Here is a 17,596-nt window from a genome sequence, read left to right on the forward strand (position 1 = left end):
TTTTTGTTTTTTAATTACTTTTTCGCTAAATCTTTATCTCATCTTTATCTCATTAGTCTATAATTTTTTCGGAACAGGCGATTTTATAAATATCCTGAATTCTAGTAAAAAGTTTCAAGAAACTAAAACTCACATGCATACGTATCTTAATGAACTGAAAATTAGGTCTTCAGTTAAGTAAGTTTGTTCTTGGTAGCTATTTTCACAGTGGAATCGTTCAGATATTAAATAATAATTGGATAAAATAAGGGAAAAGTAAAGTTTCGAAAGAAAGTGTGGGAAAATAATGCAGTACAAAATCTTAATCGTAGAAGATGAAACGATTTTACGTGAAATAGTGAAAGATTATTTAGTAAATGAAGGTCATGAAGTAATCGAAGCGATTGATGGTGAACAAGCATTGGAGTTATTTCAAGAACAAGATTTTCATCTCATTCTTCTTGATATCATGTTGCCGAATGTCGATGGTTGGGCAGTTTGTAGAAGAATACGTAAAACTTCAAATGTACCAATTATCATGTTAACTGCACGTGTTGATGAGGATGATACACTTCTGGGGTTTGAGTTAGGTGCCGATGACTATGTTACAAAACCTTATAGTCCTCCAATTTTGCTGGCAAGAATTAAACGTTTGCTTGAAAGTCGATATAAAACGAATCAGAACTCAAAAGTTACATTATCTAAACAAGGCATATCGGTCGATTTTTCTTCACGGAAAGTCCAAGTAGATGGTGAAAATATCAATTTAACCCATACTGAATTTGAAATATTAACTTATTTAATGCAAAACCAGGGGATTGTGATTACAAGGGAACAACTCGTGCAAAAGGTTTGGGGTTATGACTACAATGGTGATGATCGAACAATTAATACACATATACGTAATTTACGCTCGAAATTAGGCAGTAAATCAAAACTGATTTCAACGATCATTCGAACAGGATATAAATTTGAGGAAACCGTATGAAATTCGGGATAGTCTTAAAACTGTTTTTATTAACAACAACTTTATGTTTGCTTATCACTGGATCCATTTATATTGGTCAAACAATCTTTTTTAAACAATACTATGCCAATCGTAAAGTAAATGATCTAAAATCAAGTATCAAATCATTTGAGAAACAATACCTAAAAAGTAAAGGTAATGTTCAAACAATCCAGCAATTAGAGCAAGACTTTTATCGTGCTCAAAATACATGGATTACAACACTAGATCAAAATGGAAATATAAAAACAGCACAAGATTATTGTGTGGAAATTAAGATAGGAACTAATAAAAATTCAAATCAAATAATAAAGATTCCTTTGTATCATTTATTAAAAGAAGTCGACCTGTTAAAGGATACTCCACCTATTTCAAAAGGTGATATTGTAGATGTTAATACGATTGAGAAACATAACGTAACAATCCCTTATTATCTTTACGTAGTTCAACGTAATTCATACTGGATTAATCAATCCATATGGGAAAATATTGATAAGTCCCTTCAAGTTAGAAATAAGAAATTCGATTTAAAGGAAAAAGTAGAACTATCCCAAAAATATATTGCGGATATCCATCAACGGAAAGGAATTGTACAAACTGTACGGATTCCTGATCGGAATGATGTTTCTAGCATTATTTATAGAAATAACTTATTTATGGATCGTATTAATGAATTTCAAACGAGCTTATTGTTTGATGAACAAACTAAGTACGAAACGTTCAAAACGCTTGATTATGAACAAAATGGAATCAAGTATAAATTATTTATCGATCCGGTTAAAGATGAAAATGGTGAAACAAATTATATTTTTTCAATGGCTTCTTTACAACCAGTAGATGAAGCTGTGCGGATGGTAAAAGATTATTTTGTCTATATAATTGCGTTTGTTTTACTTCTTACAATTTTGGCATCCATTTATTATTCAATCAAAATTGCAAGACCCTTATTAAGAATTAACGATACAACAAGAAAAATTGCGCACTTAGATTTTTCAGAACGAATTGAATATCATTCGAAAGATGAAATAGGCGACTTATCTCAGAATATTAATTTGCTTTCAAATACGCTACACTCACATATTACACAACTACAACAAGATATTGAGAAAGAAAAGCAATTAGAAAATACAAGAAAAGAGTTCATTTCAGGTGTCTCTCATGAATTGAAGACTCCACTCAGTATTATGAAAAGCTGTATATCGATACTGAAAGACGGTGTTGCTAGTCATAAGAAGGACTATTATTTTGAAGCGATGGAAAAGGAAGTCGACAAGATGGATCTATTAATTGTCGATATGCTTGACCTTGCAAAATACGAGTCTGGAACGTATAAAATGAAAATGGAGCCCTTTTTAATTGATAAAGTAATTGATCAAATCTGTAGTCAATTATCTTTAGAAATTGTGGAAAAGGAACTTACGATTCATAAAGATTTAACTTCAATCGAAGTGTTCGCAAATCAACATCGAATTGAACAAGTCATCACGAACTATATAACAAATGCGATCCGCTATACACCTGTTCATGAACATATCTATATTTCAACGACAATTGAAGATGAACTAGTGAAAGTAAGCGTGGAAAATAAGGGGTCACATATTCCAAATGACCAATTAGATAAAGTTTGGGAACGTTTCTATCGTGGAGATACGTCTAGACAACGATCAGAAGGTAGCACTGGGTTAGGACTTGCCATTTCAAAAAATATATTGGACTTACATGATGCTAGGTACGGGGTCATGAATACGTCGGATGGTGTATTATTTTATTTTTGTTTAAATAAAAATAAGTGAAAATGTGTTTGAAAAATTTAAGCATACAATTCTTTTTGTTGGATCGCCCTAGTCAAAAGGGCGATTTTTTATTTCAAGCTAACGCATACTATCGGGCAGTATAGTTCTATAAGGAAATTATTAAATTGTAAGAGGAAAAGGAAGCAAAAGGAAAGAACCCTGTTCTCTTAGAAGAAGAATAGGGTTCTTTTATTGTATGGTAGGGGAGACCATAGTTATATTACTGATTGGTTAATTTATTTCTTCCATGGAGTTTCAGTTTTATGCTCGATGACTTGTAATACTTTTGGTTCAATATCTTTTAACATTTGCTCCATTGAATGATCGCCAGTGTTTCCACCTTGAATTTGTGCATCAACCTGTGTTTTTGCAATAACATCAATCACTTGTTGCTTAGAAACGTTTTTAGAAGCTGCAATCTCAACTACAGTCTTTCCTGTAGCTAATTCTTGTTTTAATTCTTGTGCGTTTATTTTTAATATAGAAAATAATTTTTCATCGTTTAAAAAATAATCTGCAGTATAATCAGGTTGACCTTTTGTAGAAAAAAAGCCTTCCACTTTAATATTTGAAGGTGTAGGTTGACCTTTTAATACCGATTGAATTTCTTTAGCGCTTGGTGCTTTTACTGTTGTTTTTACTTGTTTATTTTGATTAGATCGTACAGTTTTTACTGACTCGTTTTTTTCCTTTTGAGCAGCGTATGTAGTGCCAGCTCCTACTAATAATGCTGTTGAGATTCCAAGTACAGTGAATAATTTTGTTTTATGCTTTACCATTTTAAAACCTCTTTTCATAGTTATATTGGGTGTTACAGGTACAAGGATAACCAGACTATGTAAAGATGAAATGAAGATGAGATAAAGTTGAAATGAAACTTTCTTATGTAACTAACGCATGCGTTAGTTGAATAATAAATTAACTATTTTCTTTTTTCTCATACGCAAATGTTGCTCTTCTTCTTACATACTCTACTTCATCAATAATAAATTTTTTGAGGAGCATTTTAACCTCTTCCTCATTAACAGTTAACTCACCAAGTCCATAAGCAATCTGCCATCTTGCCTCAAAGTCATTAAATGATAAAGAATGTTTAGCTAAATCAATCAGTTGAGTAGGGTGATCAATTAACTGGTCAAGAATGTTCTCACACTCATTATCCCTTGCTAATATAAATAAAAATTTGTTTACTAAATCCGTACTCCAATTTCCAACTGGTATTTTTTCAATTAGGTTATTTGTAGATTTGTAAATCCTATCCCAATGAAGATAATCAGTCTCCCATTCCCCATAAGATTTCTCTGCCGTCTTAGACCACATAACAAAACTCCCAATTTCTTTTATTAATTGAGACTCAAATTGTTTATCCATTTTAGATTCACTCCTACAATATAGGATCGTCAGTTTTGTTAAACTAACGCATGCTTTAGCTGTATAAGGTCTAAAAATGTTGTTGTAGTAAGTGAGGTCATATGTAGTACAAAAAGGATAGAAATAGCAGATAATACTCCTGCTTTCCTATCCTTCTTTTTTTACTATATAATGTGTGACATTATATAAAATCATCTATTTACAAATAAACTTAATCATTTACTTGACATTTAATAAAACAAAAAGAAGATCCTTTTTACTTGTATTTCTAAGTATGTGATATTTGTCAATTAAATAAAAATTTCCCCAATATGTAACACTGATTTGAAGGCACGATTATTAATTTTTGTATATTATCCGGTAAAAAGTAACGGAATTTAGCGAAATATAGCAAAAATTATCCCAATACAATAAAGTCCTGTCGTGATATAAGATGGAAATTAAGAATATTAGAAAATTTTAATTTATTAATTTTATTTTTTGCCTAGATTTTCAATATATTCTTCCTTTGCTTCATCAATTCTATCTGATGCTTTAGTGGCATCTAGCAAAATGTATTTATCATCTTTCTTCAGATAGGTGGACTTTACTTCCTTAGATTCAACTTTATATAGAAGCCAGATTAATTCACCTTTGTTATAGACTACAACGCCTGTATCGTTTCTTTTTATTTCTGGCTTACTCTCATTTGCTAACTTCTCATTTTCTAATTTAATAACTTCGTTTATAGAAGAATCATATTTCTTTTTTTGAATGGCTTTATTCTTGTCGTAATCACCTTTACATGCTGACAACAAGCTAATCAAAATTAATAAAACAACTAATGGTGTAAATCTCACTATACTCATCCCTTCTTTATTTAGATATTACATTAATATTGCTTATAAAATTTTAATAATTTTATAGAATTATATCTTAATTCCATATTTTAGAAAAGGAGAAATGAAAAAATGAAAAAGAAAGTTATAGCGTCTTTGATCACTGTAGGTCTAATTTCCCCACTTTTTGGAGCTAATTCTGCCCATGCTTATGGCCTCTTTACTTCAAGTGATTGTCCAAAAGTATCTCATCCAAAGGACATTTATTATTGGGTAGATGGTAGATTTCAAAATTATAGCGGTAAATGGACTGAAGTTACTGAATCTGTAAATAAGTGGGATGCCTTATCAGAGGTTGAATTTACGAAAAGAGTGGATTTACCTGGTGGTGCCGATATCAAAGTAGAATATGGGGATTTTTTTAACGGAGATCTTTATGGAAAATACTTTTTAGGTTCTAGAGGTAATACTATTATCTACAAAAAATGGTTTGAACTTACTGCAACAGAAGAAAGAGAAACAGTTGTTCATGAAGTGGGACATGCTCTAGGACTCAAACACACTCAAGAAACAAATGACTCTATTTCTGTAATGCGCCAGTATGGCTTTAACAATAAGGATTACCCATTATCAGATGATAAAGCGGGAATAGCTGCACATTACTAAACTATAAAAAAATAAAAGTGGGGATAGGAACAATGAAAAAAATTATCATATTAGCGACATCTGTTTTAACACTTTCTTTCGGTGGTCTTTATATTGCAGATACTTTTAAAGCTACTTCAGCAAAGTCTTTAGCAAAATCTTCAACAAAAATAATATCTGACCATGGTAAAACAGATAGCTTCGAATCATTAAGCGAGCTTGAAAATGCAAGTCCTATTATTGTTCGTGGCAAAAAAATTGGAAAACTTCAAACTCAAGTTAGAAAGTCAACAGTTGATCCTAGTCTTGTTTCAGGCTGGACAGAATCTGAGTTTTTGATAAAGGAAGTCATTAAAAATGACAGTAGTAATGAAAGAGTAAAAGTTAATAAAAAAATAACCGTAGGTGAAATGGCATTTGAATATGAAGGTGCTATTCATACTGTAAATGGATATCAAGAAATGAAGAATGGAGAGGATTATCTTCTGTTCCTTGTAGACCAAGAGGGAATTTTTGCTACAAGAGGTGTAAGTTATGGAAAGATTCCTCTTAATAATACTAATTTAGAAATTTATTCTGATGGCGTAACTGAGGATTCACATCAACCTGAACTTGCACCTATCTTTAAGGAAGCAAGAGAAAAATATGGCAAAAATAATAAATAAAATACAGATTGTTATATGAAATGATTTAAATTAAATTTACAGAAACTTTGTGCACTTTTTTGTTTCTCTAGTCAATCAAATATGAATTGGTGATTAATCGTTTTGACATCAATGATAATCATACATAGAAAAACACCTCTAATGAAGAATGTACATTCTTCATTAGAGGTGTTTCTATTACACACAAACATTCGTTCTTTTATAAGTGGTAATTTTTAGATTCAATATATTAATTTCAAATACTGTTCGATTACATAACAGGATTTTTTAAATTATGATTTTTCATAATTAACCGGAATAGACCTAAATACACAAAAAGACTGATTCATAAATTTTTTGAATCAGTCTTTTTATATTATTACAAACAAATATGATTATTCTTCTTCAACTACCATGAAAAAACCTTACGGTATTCAGGTAAAAAAGTGCATAACTAAAGAAGACGTCTTTATTTTATTTTTAAAAAGCGTCCAACAGTAAAAAATATATTAGTGGTTGATGGATTAAGAGACTTCTTCGATCGATACAGAATACCCTAATTTTTCAAGTCTTCGAACTGAATAACGGACCATTGATACTTCTTTTTGTTTGTCATAATAATCTTCTCCTAAGTCTCTGTACATTTCTTTCCTAGTCAGAAGATAATAGGCGATTCTTAACATGGCATGTGCTACTACTATTCCTGCTCTTTTCCTACCTTTTCGTGCTGCTGTTCTTCGATACATTGCTCCAAGGTAGTTTTTGGATGCACCCACAGAATGTGCGGCTTCAGTTAAGGCTGCTTTTAAATATTTATTGCCTTTTTTTGATTTAGTTGATTTCCTTTTACCAGCGCTTTCGTTATGTCCAGGAACTAATGCTGCCCAGGAACATAATCGGGGTGCACTCCCAAACTGGTTCTCTAGATCTGTTCCAATTTCGGCTAGTATCTGTTCAGCCATACGTGTAGCGATACCTGGAATTGAGTCCAGTCGTTCTATGTCTTCTTGATAAGAGCTTACTCTTTGCGTTACTTCTAAATCGAGTTTTTCAATTTGTTCAGTTAGAAAATCAATGTGAGATAATATTGTTTTCAGCATCATACGTTGATGAGGATTAACATAACCTCGTAGAGCGAGCTCAAGTTCATCCTTTTTGCGTTTTAATGAGCGACGAGCCATACTTGCTAGTTTCGTAGGATCTTCTTCTCCATCTGCAATAGCGTAAAGCATTTCTTTAGATGAAACACCCATAATATCTGAAACAACAGAGCCCAGTTTAATATTCGCACCTTCCAGTACTTTTTGAATTCTATTAAGTTGTCGAGATCGTTCTTCAATTATACTTCTACGATATCGAACTAGTTCTCTTAATTCGCGTTGTTGTCGATTGGGAATGAAGCTGGCGGTTAGTAACCCATGACGGAGAAGTTGGGCGATCCATTCTGCATCTTTTACGTCAGTTTTTCGTCCAGGAACAGCTTTCATATGTTGTGCGTTGACGACAAAAACCTCTAAATCTTCAGCTTCAATTAAATTAACAATGGGTTTCCAATACACACCTGTACTTTCCATTGCGACATGGGTACACCCATGTGATTTTATCCAATCCATCAATTTTATTAAAAATATCGTTTTCGTTGAAAACGTTTGAATCTCCTTTCCTTCTGGTGTCATAATACAGGCAGTAATGTTGTCCTTGTGAACATCCATTCCGCAAACTCGTTCAATGATAACTTCCATTGAATTCATCCTTCCTTTGGCTTTAAAAGTAGGGGCTGGTGCAAAAATCAGAATAGGATTAATCTACCATGAGTGCTACCCGTAAGGGAGCGACAGTCTGTGATGCACCGTGATCGTTGGAGTCAGACTAAATGATGGGCTCTAATGGCACCATAGTTGATCGACCTTCCTCACCCAGCCATAGAAGCAGTATTGACGATTTTAATTCTTTTTCATTCGCTGTGGTGCAGCGCTTGCGCTGCATGGGTGGCTAAATGGCAGTTTAGTTGAAGAAGGAAAACTTATAGTAAACAAAGTAAATATTAAATGAACTAAATTTACTGTCAACTTTTATCAATGGAAATCGAATGTATTGTAGTTGCTCCAACACTAATTCTTAAACGTACTGGAGATCGAGTAAAAACGGATCGTTGTGATTCATTACGGTAAGCTCAGCTTCTTCGAGCTGGCGAACTAACTGTTGTTATACATTAGGCGTTATTTGCATCCTCGACTTAGTAAGAGCTCAAGGTAGCTTTTAACAATAAAAAAAATGAGAGTGATAAAAGAAGATAAAACAGTTATACAACAATTTTCCTCTAAGCATCCACTCCTATTAAATTAAGTAACTTAAAAATATATAATCCGAAGGACTAGGAATACCAAGTTGAATTAATTTTGTCTTTTTTTAAGATCAGTAATTGATCATGCCCCTTTTTTTAGAGTAATAGTATCAGTATGTCCAAGATTTAGGGATTACTTGCAAGCGTTTTGGTTCTTTTGCACCAGAACCGATTTAATTTTGTTGACTTCTTCACTTTAAATAGATCAGTGGAAACAATTTATATGAGAGTAGTAGTAGTAGGGAATAATGACCGAAATTTTCATATTGCTACATATAATCTAATGACATCACTACAAAATATAATATATGTGAGTAAGAAAAATATGTAGATTTAGTAAGTTATCTAACTCTTGGCTGCACTTTAATGTTTCATTGCTATTAATACCTGTACTATTTTTTCACTAGAATTTGGCAAATAGATTTTTTCAAACGTTACAAGTTAATTTAGGGAGTATAGACAGCAATGGCATATGCTAATCGCTGTTTTTTCTTGAGGGGAAATTTTTCGAAATGGAGCATAAGACCATGAGGCAGGTATTTCATATCGTGGAAGAAGGCTGGGGGCGCTGACAAGAGCGCCATTTCATGTCTTTATGGGGAATCGAAATTTACCTAGGAAAATCATTTGACTCAAATTATTTTTCTAGTAAATCATTTTAACCCGCCCCATATATTCTATATCATATCGATATGAGTTATTTTCCAATGTTCATTCTTAATCAGGTGCTCCAAGCTTTCTTTGTCTTTATTCTTAAAGTAATCAATAATTTGTTTATGCTGTTCATTCATTTGTTCTAATGCTGTAAAGAGTTTTTCTTCGTCTTTACTTAAATAAATCTGCCTGACAAAACTGGTCTGTAAAGAATCAAGAAGCTCAATTAATGTAGTGTTGTAACACTTATCAGTGTATACTTTATGGAATTGGTTTTGGTATTTTTGATAATCTGTATAATTTTTCTGAGAAATGGCAAAGTCGATTTTCCTAACCAACTCTTCCATTAGTTCCATGTCATCTTCGGTCAAATTCTCCAGAGCTAAAGTGGCTGCAAAGGCATCAAGGTAATAGTATCAAACAAGAGGTTATTAAGGCTTTTGTTCTAAAGTTATTGAGAGTAAAATAGCAACTCTTGTACAAGTCAATTTTCTTTAAATGAAATTCTTGCTGATACATTCAATTAGCAAAGTGAAGGGAGTTTATCTTGTTCGATAATCTCTCTTCACTATTTCCATAAACTATTAATAACTCTATGACTTTTTAGTTTTTTCTATTATATTTAAGTCATTATCAAACCTAGAATGTGGATTTATTCTTCCATAACAATCCTACATTTGTATCCCGTTTTTCATGTTTAGCCAGGTAAATTTGAGTTGTTTTAATACTTTCATGGCCTAAACTTGTTGAAATTGAATAGATATCAGCACCATTTTCTCTGCTGAATATAGCATAGAAATGACGAAAAAAATGGGCCGAGATTTTTCCGTTGCGTGTATAGTGTTGCAAGAACGGCAACTTTGTCCGACTAATCATTTCAGATACAAACTTAGATAAATGATTTGGACTATAAGGTTTCATTTTACTAGTTAAAATTAAATAGGAATCATCTAACGAATCTAATTCTGTTCCTAATCTTTTTCTTTTTCTATATTGTACTAGTGCATCAAATACATAATCCATTAAATATACTTCTCGTTCTTTACGACCTTTTCCCATAATCTTTAACCAATATCCTCTATGATCCCTTGAAATATCTTTCCATTTTGCAGTAGCAAGCTCAGCTGCACGTAGACCTGAAGTTGCTAAGGTAATTAGTATTGTGTAATGAAGTGGGGAGTTCTTGTAAAAGTCTAAAATCTGTTTAACCTCATCATAGGTTATATCACGATTCGGTAGGTCATTACGAGTAACATTTGCTGAAACAAATGAGTAGTGAAGAGGATGTTCTGTATATTTTTGCTCATATAAATACTTGAAGAATCCTTTAAGTACCACCGATTTTTTTGCTATGGTGGTTTTTTTATATGGTTGTCCATTTCGACCTAATGGAGCTGCTATTAACCATTTTTGGTAATTTAATAGATGTCTTGGCTCAATTATTCTCAAGATGCTTTGACTATCAATGTAGAATGTATCTTCTAATAAGATTTGTTTATTCTCAACCAAATGGTTATAAAACAGTAAGAGTTCTTTTATATATGTTTTTCGTGTTTGAAGATTTTTACTACCACTAACATCATCAGTTTCATATAAATCACCAATTTCTTTTTTCTGGTAGACAAAACGGTAAACCATATCAATATCAGAAAACGCCTCATGTACATCTACTTTATACTTCTCTGCAAATTCCTGAGTACGATCTAAAATCTGAATTTGTTCATTTGTTAATGAAAGTGGATATTCATTTATCTTAACTAATACTTCGTAATTCTTATTAGCAGGAAATAAACTTTGTACTTCCATTAATGCACACTTCCTTTCAATACTTTACCAAATACTAGAAATTTAATTGTTTCTTACTATATTAAACTATTTAAATATTAATATCCATACTTAAACTATAAACCATTGTATTAGAAATAAAAGATTAAAGTTTTATTGAGTAATTAATATGCGTATTCTTATAAAAGTAATAAAAGAGTCCATTCTTTTACTTTATTTGAGTATTAAATATTACGTATTTTAACTTTATATTCAAAGTCCTATTTGCAATATACATAAATACGAATCTTGAGTATAATATTTATAATTCCATTTTTCACCCAAGAAATGGAACAGTTAAATAAAACTTCTAAACTACTTAGGATGCAAAAAACTTTATTAAATAAATGGAAGAGGGAAAAAATTGAGAGAACAACAACTTGAAAATGAAGAAGTATTAACAACAAAACAAGTCATTAATTACCTAACTGAAGAGTGGGGAAAAGAACCTTCCTTAAACATGATTTACTATTATGTAAGGGAAGGTAAATTAAAGCCAAAGTATGAAGATAACTGGCGCATTGAAGGAACTTTGCAGTTTGATAGAGTTGTAGTTGAAGAATTTTCAAGAGAATTTAAACGACCAGAGGGGTATACACTTTCTGAAGTATCAAAAATGGTCGGTTTACATGTAACTACACTTCAAAAGTATATTAAACATGGCTCATTAGACGCATCGAAATTTGATTATAAAGGTAAACCTACCTATTTTGTCTCTAACAAAGCATTAGATAGTTTAAAAGAATCTGATAATGTAAATATGAGTAAGTCGAAACGAAAATCCTTCTTTACAAGGGATAAACAATTTTACTTATTCCAATCATTTAGAAATGAAACCACGAATGATTACGGACGCATTATAAATGTAAATAATAATATCCCTACATTATTAACCGCCCATGGAAAAGAAATAATAGGATCAGCCATTAAAGATAATGGTTATGAACCGATCTATAAAGTACCTACTTTCAAACGAATTACTAAGAAAGTCTTTGCAATATTTGAATTACAAATCCCTAATAATATAAATAGTAAAGAGTATCGGGTATTTGATTTTCTTTATAATTTTATTGGTGCGGAAAACATCAACATTGAACAAGACTCATATAAAATAATCCTTAAAATTAAACCAGTATTTGTTCAATTGAATAATGAACTTCTTGATAATTATCAAGAAACTATTTTGTTGCTTGAAAGAATATTAAAAGAGGGCGCCATACAAATAAGACATAATGGAGTATATTTCGGAACAGATATTGAAAGTATTACAATTAATGTTCCAAAGAGTATTAAAGAACAATTACGTGGACTTGCTAATGAATCGAATTTATCTATCGAAGATTATATTAAAGAAAAATTAATAAATCTATTATAAAAAGAAGAACAGAATAGGTATATATAATAGGAAGAAAGTGGTGTGAAAATCGATAGAAGTAGTTGATCAAATTGACTTATTCAATATTGAAGTTGGGAAGGATACTAGAAAAGACTTGAAGAACTTCAAATTAATATTCAGACACAATTCTTTTTTAACAATAAAACTGTAAAAATTAAAGCTATAAATCCATAGCAATACGATGTTAAAAGCTGTATATGTTGAGAAGAAAGGGGTAATTGCTAATTCAAAGGCTTCTAAGTAAATAGCTAATTACTGATGTTCTGTTTGGTTTAAGGTAATCAACTACAGATATGAAGAAGGTATTATTTCTCCTCTTAGACAGAGCGAGTTAGAGTTACATATACCAAATTAGAAAGAAAATTAAATGATAAGTTCCTCTACAAACGGGCGTATTTCTGAAAAAAGAAATACGCTCTTCTAAATGAATTACCTAGTTTATTAAGTGGTCCTTCTTCAAATGTAGGATCCATCCTCTATAAATGAGTATTCATATGCGCTCTTTTACTTTTATTTCTTCAATTACAAATACCTTATATTTATTTTCTAGGCAGTTCTAGGTATACAGGTAAAAATAAAGAGATTTAACACCAATAATATAATTAATTATATTATTGACATATATTACAACATATAAAATAACAATATTTATAAGTGTAATATTAATGATACTATAAACATATATACTTTAAGTAGTTATTTGTTGAAACCATCCTTTTGTATTCCATTTTTAATTGAAGTCGATAATGTATTAACAGATATTCAGTTGCTTCTTTCCAGTTTTAATGATAAAGATGGAAAGTAAACAGAAAAACTCTAACCAATTTTCAGTAGTTAGAGTTTTGATTTTCTTGCTTTATCTTTCAGCCAATTTAACATCTTTTCATCATTTTTCTTATTTTGTCGCTTATTTTCTTTTCGGATATAACGAGAAAGGGTAGTGTGCGCGATTCCCATTTCTTCTGCGGACTGGCGGATACTCATATTTAAGGCAACAATCGTCTCTTTCATGCTTTCAGGTGTAAGGGTTACCTCTGTTGAAATAATAAGATCGAATGATTGTTGCTCGGACTTTATTGTTGGTTTAGTATCCATTTTTTTTTCTGATTCATATTCAACTGATGCAGCTATTTCACTACTAACAAATTCTGATTGTGGTGTGAGAATTTCTTCATTACTTAGAGAAGCTATCTTGTCATAACTAAATTCTTGCATACGTTCGATTATTTTTTCATCAACTGTATAGTTAGAATTTACCAACAATTTTTTTTGATTTTCTTTTACGACAATATCGGTTGGTAGAATGATCAAATTAAGTTTAGACCAATAATTTTGAAACCAGCCTTTTTTACCAACTTGTTCTTCATGCACAGGTTCCGTATAGTCCCAACTTTTAATTACGCCATCTTTTTGTAATTCATCTAATACGTTTTCAAACTTGTCCCTCGTTTGTACTCCATTGTAACGTGCGGAGATATCTATTACTTTTAACAGAGTTGATACTTTAAATGGTTGCTGCAATGTGCGCTTAATGGTTCTGATTTTCCATTGGAGGTTTAAGTATCGAGTTAATCGCTTGTGTTCACGTTGTGTGAAATGACTATACTGAAAGACTTTTAAATCTAACAAACCAAGTGATCGGTTAGGACCATCTAAATATGGAGTCAAAACAGATGTTGGTTTTACTTGTACCGCATAGATTCCTTTAGGTTCACCAGATTTTTTATCATATGCCACACGTATTTTACCAATTTCAAACATTCTTTGAAAATCTTTAAATTTATAGAGCTCATTATCCTGAATTTCTTGAGTATTCACCACTTTTACTTTCTGATCGCCAAGAGATATCCAAATACTCGAAAGGGCAGCAACACGTTTCATGATATTGAATCGATCTTCTTCACGAAAGTCGAGCACTTGTCCTTTTGCTGAACGTTTTTTAAGATTTCTAAGTCGCAGAGCATCGTTACTATGAAATTCAATGTAACCGTCACTGCTTTTTGGAGATACCATCCATAAATAGGTAATTAAATCAAAAAGGTCCGCAGTCATTTCATCCAATGAATGGATGGTGGATTCAATCAACTCTAGCCACATTTCTTGCTGATCAGAAGTTAAATCGATATTTTGTGACTCAAAAGGTCTAAGTTCAGCCAATCCTCTTACTTTACCACGATTGTCAATAATCTCTGTTGCTAAATAGCCTTCTTCTCCTTTTTTAAAATCTTTTTTCTTTGTTACAATATCCCTCATCAGATGAAAGTCCATATCCATACTGGAATAAATATAATCACGTTTTAATACATCATCAATTTTTTCTTCGTTGACGCTTCGTTTTACCTCATCATTAGGAAATTCCTTAATTAAGTGGCCAGCTAATATCACTCTGATGGTGTCCGCATATTTTTCAACTGCTTCAATAATCATTTGTTTTGTTATATATTTTTCAAAATATAAAGTCTGAGTGAATAAGAAAAATAATGCTCTAAAGCTTGGTCCCATTGCACTACATGGGGACTGATACCTAACCTCATCTTCTGTCATATGATAGGCTTCAGTTTTCCATTTCTCAATTATATACTGGCGATCTTGAAATAGTCGTTTCGTTTCTTCAAATATACAAATTTTTAATATTTCATAGTTTAAAATCTGATGATCTAGTATTCTTTCATATTTCACCGACAAGAACATCCTCTCAATCTGCACCAAGTAATGTGCAAAAAATCAAATCACTTTACTTATTTTATCATAAAATGCACCACAGGATTGTTATTACATCAAGGATTTTCACAAAATGAACAGAAAATGCACCAAATACTACACAGGTTCCGCTGAAATAGATAAAATGCACCGAATAAATGCACCGAATACTACACAGATTCCGCTAAAATAGGTAAAACGCACCAAATACTACATAGATTCCAGTGAAATAAATAAAACGCACCAAATACTATACAGGTTCCGCTGAAATAGATAAAACGCACCAAATACTATACAGAATCTGCTGATATAGAAACGCACCAAATACAACATAAGTTCCCGCTGAATTAGATAAAATGTATTAATATTTTAAGTATAAAGTTATTATTATTTCTATTATTTTTGTATCAATGTACCATTAGAATAAAAGGTTCAAATTACTTATGCTAAACTCTGTTATTAATATAAAACGTTAATAAAATAATAAAGATTTATATAGTGTTAATATATAAAGATGTATCGTCTATTTTAACCATCTTACGTAAACTTTTAATTGTTTTAAGTAAAAAAACAGTTCATATTAATAGGGGTAGCTCGTTTATTCGATAATGGGTCATTTTGTTAGAAATGGTTTCAGCCAAATAGATTATTTGAGTTTAAATAAACTATTATTGTGAATTTTTTCACTTAAACTACCATGAAAATTAGTTTCTTCATAAATAGATAAATGACAATACTAAAGAAAACTCTGCTCAATCGTTAAAAAAAAGAGTAGAGCTAACTAAAAAGCCTAGTGATTACAATTGACTGGATAAAAGTCAGTATCAGTATAGACACTTCCCATACATTTTCATTCGCTGTGGTGCAGCGCGAGCGCTGCATGGGTGGCTAAATGGCAGTTTAGTTTAAGTGAAAAGATTCACAAGTTGAATTGAGTAGCCTTATTCACACGGCACGTAATAAGGATGTTACCTTGCAGTAAGACTTCTCTAATTGTATTATGAAATCAAGAATTATAGTAGATAAACTGTGGAATGAGGTATAAATTTGAGAATTGATATTTATTTTCATGATTATAAAGATAAAAGTGAATCAAACAGAACTTTGGAAGTTCTTCAGTTATACCTTAACAAACACACAATTATGAAAAACTATAGTAGTGTTTATAATAGCATATCATTCAAATTTTTGAATAACCCACCAAAGAAAAGGGAAGCTAAAGTACTAATGCCCTATGGTGTTCATCCCGAGGTAGAGATTCTATCACATTTTGAAGATAATCGAAAATTATCTGTAGAGGTATTTCATCTTGCACTAGGATTATTAAAAGAGGCAATTCCTCGTATACCATATGCACCTACTAAAAAAGAATTTGATTTTGATGTTGAAGAACTTTTGAAAGATATTATTATTTCTATTAAAGATGCACCTAATTCTAAACAAGAACTCAAATTTTTGGATGATAATAAGAAACAATTTACATTGCAAAATCGTTTAAATCATAAATTAAGAATCATTCAAAATTTTAGAGAGAATCCCAGACCTTTAGATACAAGAATTATAGGAGTACGTATCTTTAGTAACATTCAATTTGATGATGGTGATGATGACGTATATTTCTATCAAAATATGTATTCAATCATTTTTTCTGATGTTCTCTATTGGTACGATATCCGATTACCAGGCTATAAAGAAATTTACATTGAATTAGTAGAATCTGTAGAAGAAGCTATTGATATTAGTACAAGTAAGGATGATTGGTTTCAATATACTCATGCAATTTTAGATTACACTACTTTTAAGCAAGCTTCCCAAGAAATAAAGGAACAATTGTTGTTAAAAAGTTTAATTGAGGGATTAAGATACATTACTGATTTTGACCACCTAGAAGTAAACAAAATTGAAGGTGCAATTGAATATATCCAAAAGCATAAACTGAAAACTCCTTTGACGTATAGCATTAAAGAAAATGATGAATACAAGGTAACTATTCATTATAAGGTGACAAGAGAAACGATCATAAGAAACTATGTAAAAGCTATATATAATATACATATTTTCCAAAAGGCAACTGGAAAAGAAAGTGTGAATCATCTTGGGATATTCGAAACATTCAATGTTCCGTATATTTTGGGAAATATTACTCTTACAAAGAAGCAAGTCACAATAAAGGGGAGAAAAGGTTTAAGAGCGGAGGTTTATCGTTCAAGTGAAAAAGCTCCGATTGAGTTCAAATTTGAATTTCAAAAAATGTTTTTGACCAATGAAGAAGGTGATACCGTTGGTTAAAACATATATCAGCATTTGTTACATAAAAATTGAAGTCAAGATGTTTTAATTATAATTTCCTTATTCAACTAACGCATGCGATAGTTGAACAACATGATCGGCTGTTTAGTCGATTTTTTTATTGAAGTAAATG

At 31.3% G+C, this 17,596-nt stretch carries 11 protein-coding genes and 3 pseudogenes; 6 read left to right on the plus strand and 8 right to left on the minus strand.

From position 1 onward, the window contains the following. The first annotated feature begins 286 nt into the window (after positions 1-286). Entirely contained in the window at positions 287-967 is a 681-nt protein-coding gene (locus CN514_RS09630; RefSeq protein WP_098232390.1) for a response regulator transcription factor, read from the plus strand. Beyond that, the gene (locus CN514_RS09635) at positions 964-2,778 is read left to right on the plus strand and encodes a sensor histidine kinase (protein WP_098232391.1); all 1,815 of its coding nucleotides are present in this window, start codon (positions 964-966) and stop codon (positions 2,776-2,778) included. Before CN514_RS09630 ends, CN514_RS09635 begins: the two co-directional genes overlap by 4 nt. Positions 2,779-3,014: 236 nt before the next feature. Here CN514_RS09635 and CN514_RS09640 read toward each other — a convergent pair. The 3 genes and pseudogenes from CN514_RS09640 to CN514_RS09650 all read right to left on the minus strand — a co-directional run. Further along, positions 3,015-3,359, minus strand: a pseudogene (locus CN514_RS09640) (hypothetical protein); the annotation flags it as partial. Between the two features lie 337 nt (positions 3,360-3,696). Next, positions 3,697-4,149, minus strand: a complete 453-nt coding sequence (locus CN514_RS09645) for a hypothetical protein (RefSeq protein ID WP_098232392.1) — start codon at positions 4,147-4,149, stop codon at positions 3,697-3,699. A 473-nt stretch (positions 4,150-4,622) separates the two neighbouring features. Continuing rightward, entirely contained in the window at positions 4,623-4,988 is a 366-nt protein-coding gene (locus CN514_RS09650; RefSeq protein ID WP_098232393.1) for a cystatin-like fold lipoprotein, read from the minus strand. Between the two features lie 111 nt (positions 4,989-5,099). Between CN514_RS09650 and CN514_RS09655 the strand changes: the two genes are divergently transcribed. After that, positions 5,100-5,633, plus strand: a complete 534-nt coding sequence (locus CN514_RS09655) for a matrixin family metalloprotease (RefSeq protein WP_098232394.1) — start codon at positions 5,100-5,102, stop codon at positions 5,631-5,633. A 32-nt stretch (positions 5,634-5,665) separates the two neighbouring features. After that, on the plus strand, positions 5,666-6,277 hold the full coding sequence (locus CN514_RS09660; RefSeq protein ID WP_098232395.1) for a hypothetical protein: 612 nt from the start codon (positions 5,666-5,668) through the stop codon (positions 6,275-6,277). Between the two features lie 503 nt (positions 6,278-6,780). Here the strand turns inward: CN514_RS09660 and CN514_RS09665 are convergent. From CN514_RS09665 to CN514_RS09680, 4 genes and pseudogenes are all read right to left on the minus strand, one after another. Next, on the minus strand, positions 6,781-7,998 hold the full coding sequence (locus CN514_RS09665; RefSeq protein ID WP_098232396.1) for an IS110 family RNA-guided transposase: 1,218 nt from the start codon (positions 7,996-7,998) through the stop codon (positions 6,781-6,783). Between the two features lie 894 nt (positions 7,999-8,892). Continuing rightward, positions 8,893-8,988: pseudogene (locus CN514_RS26820) on the minus strand (Spo0E family sporulation regulatory protein-aspartic acid phosphatase); the annotation flags it as partial. 289 nt (positions 8,989-9,277) lie between these two features. Continuing rightward, positions 9,278-9,649 (minus strand): annotated as a pseudogene (locus tag CN514_RS09675) (FCD domain-containing protein); the annotation flags it as partial. A 244-nt stretch (positions 9,650-9,893) separates the two neighbouring features. Continuing rightward, positions 9,894-11,060, minus strand: coding sequence for a tyrosine-type recombinase/integrase (locus CN514_RS09680; RefSeq protein WP_098232398.1), 1,167 nt, complete (start codon positions 11,058-11,060; stop codon positions 9,894-9,896). 382 nt (positions 11,061-11,442) lie between these two features. Between CN514_RS09680 and CN514_RS09685 the strand changes: the two genes are divergently transcribed. Then, entirely contained in the window at positions 11,443-12,453 is a 1,011-nt protein-coding gene (locus CN514_RS09685; protein ID WP_097974328.1) for a helix-turn-helix domain-containing protein, read from the plus strand. 855 nt (positions 12,454-13,308) lie between these two features. Here the strand turns inward: CN514_RS09685 and CN514_RS09690 are convergent. Continuing rightward, positions 13,309-15,153, minus strand: a complete 1,845-nt coding sequence (locus tag CN514_RS09690; protein ID WP_097974326.1) for a hypothetical protein — start codon at positions 15,151-15,153, stop codon at positions 13,309-13,311. Between the two features lie 1,068 nt (positions 15,154-16,221). Here CN514_RS09690 and CN514_RS09695 point away from each other — a divergent pair. Continuing rightward, positions 16,222-17,463, plus strand: coding sequence for a hypothetical protein (locus CN514_RS09695; RefSeq protein ID WP_098232399.1), 1,242 nt, complete (start codon positions 16,222-16,224; stop codon positions 17,461-17,463). Positions 17,464-17,596 lie beyond the last annotated feature (133 nt).

Origin of the sequence: Bacillus sp. AFS001701 (genome assembly GCF_002559405.1) — a bacterium.
In the GTDB taxonomy this organism is placed as follows: domain Bacteria; phylum Bacillota; class Bacilli; order Bacillales; family Bacillaceae_G; genus Gottfriedia.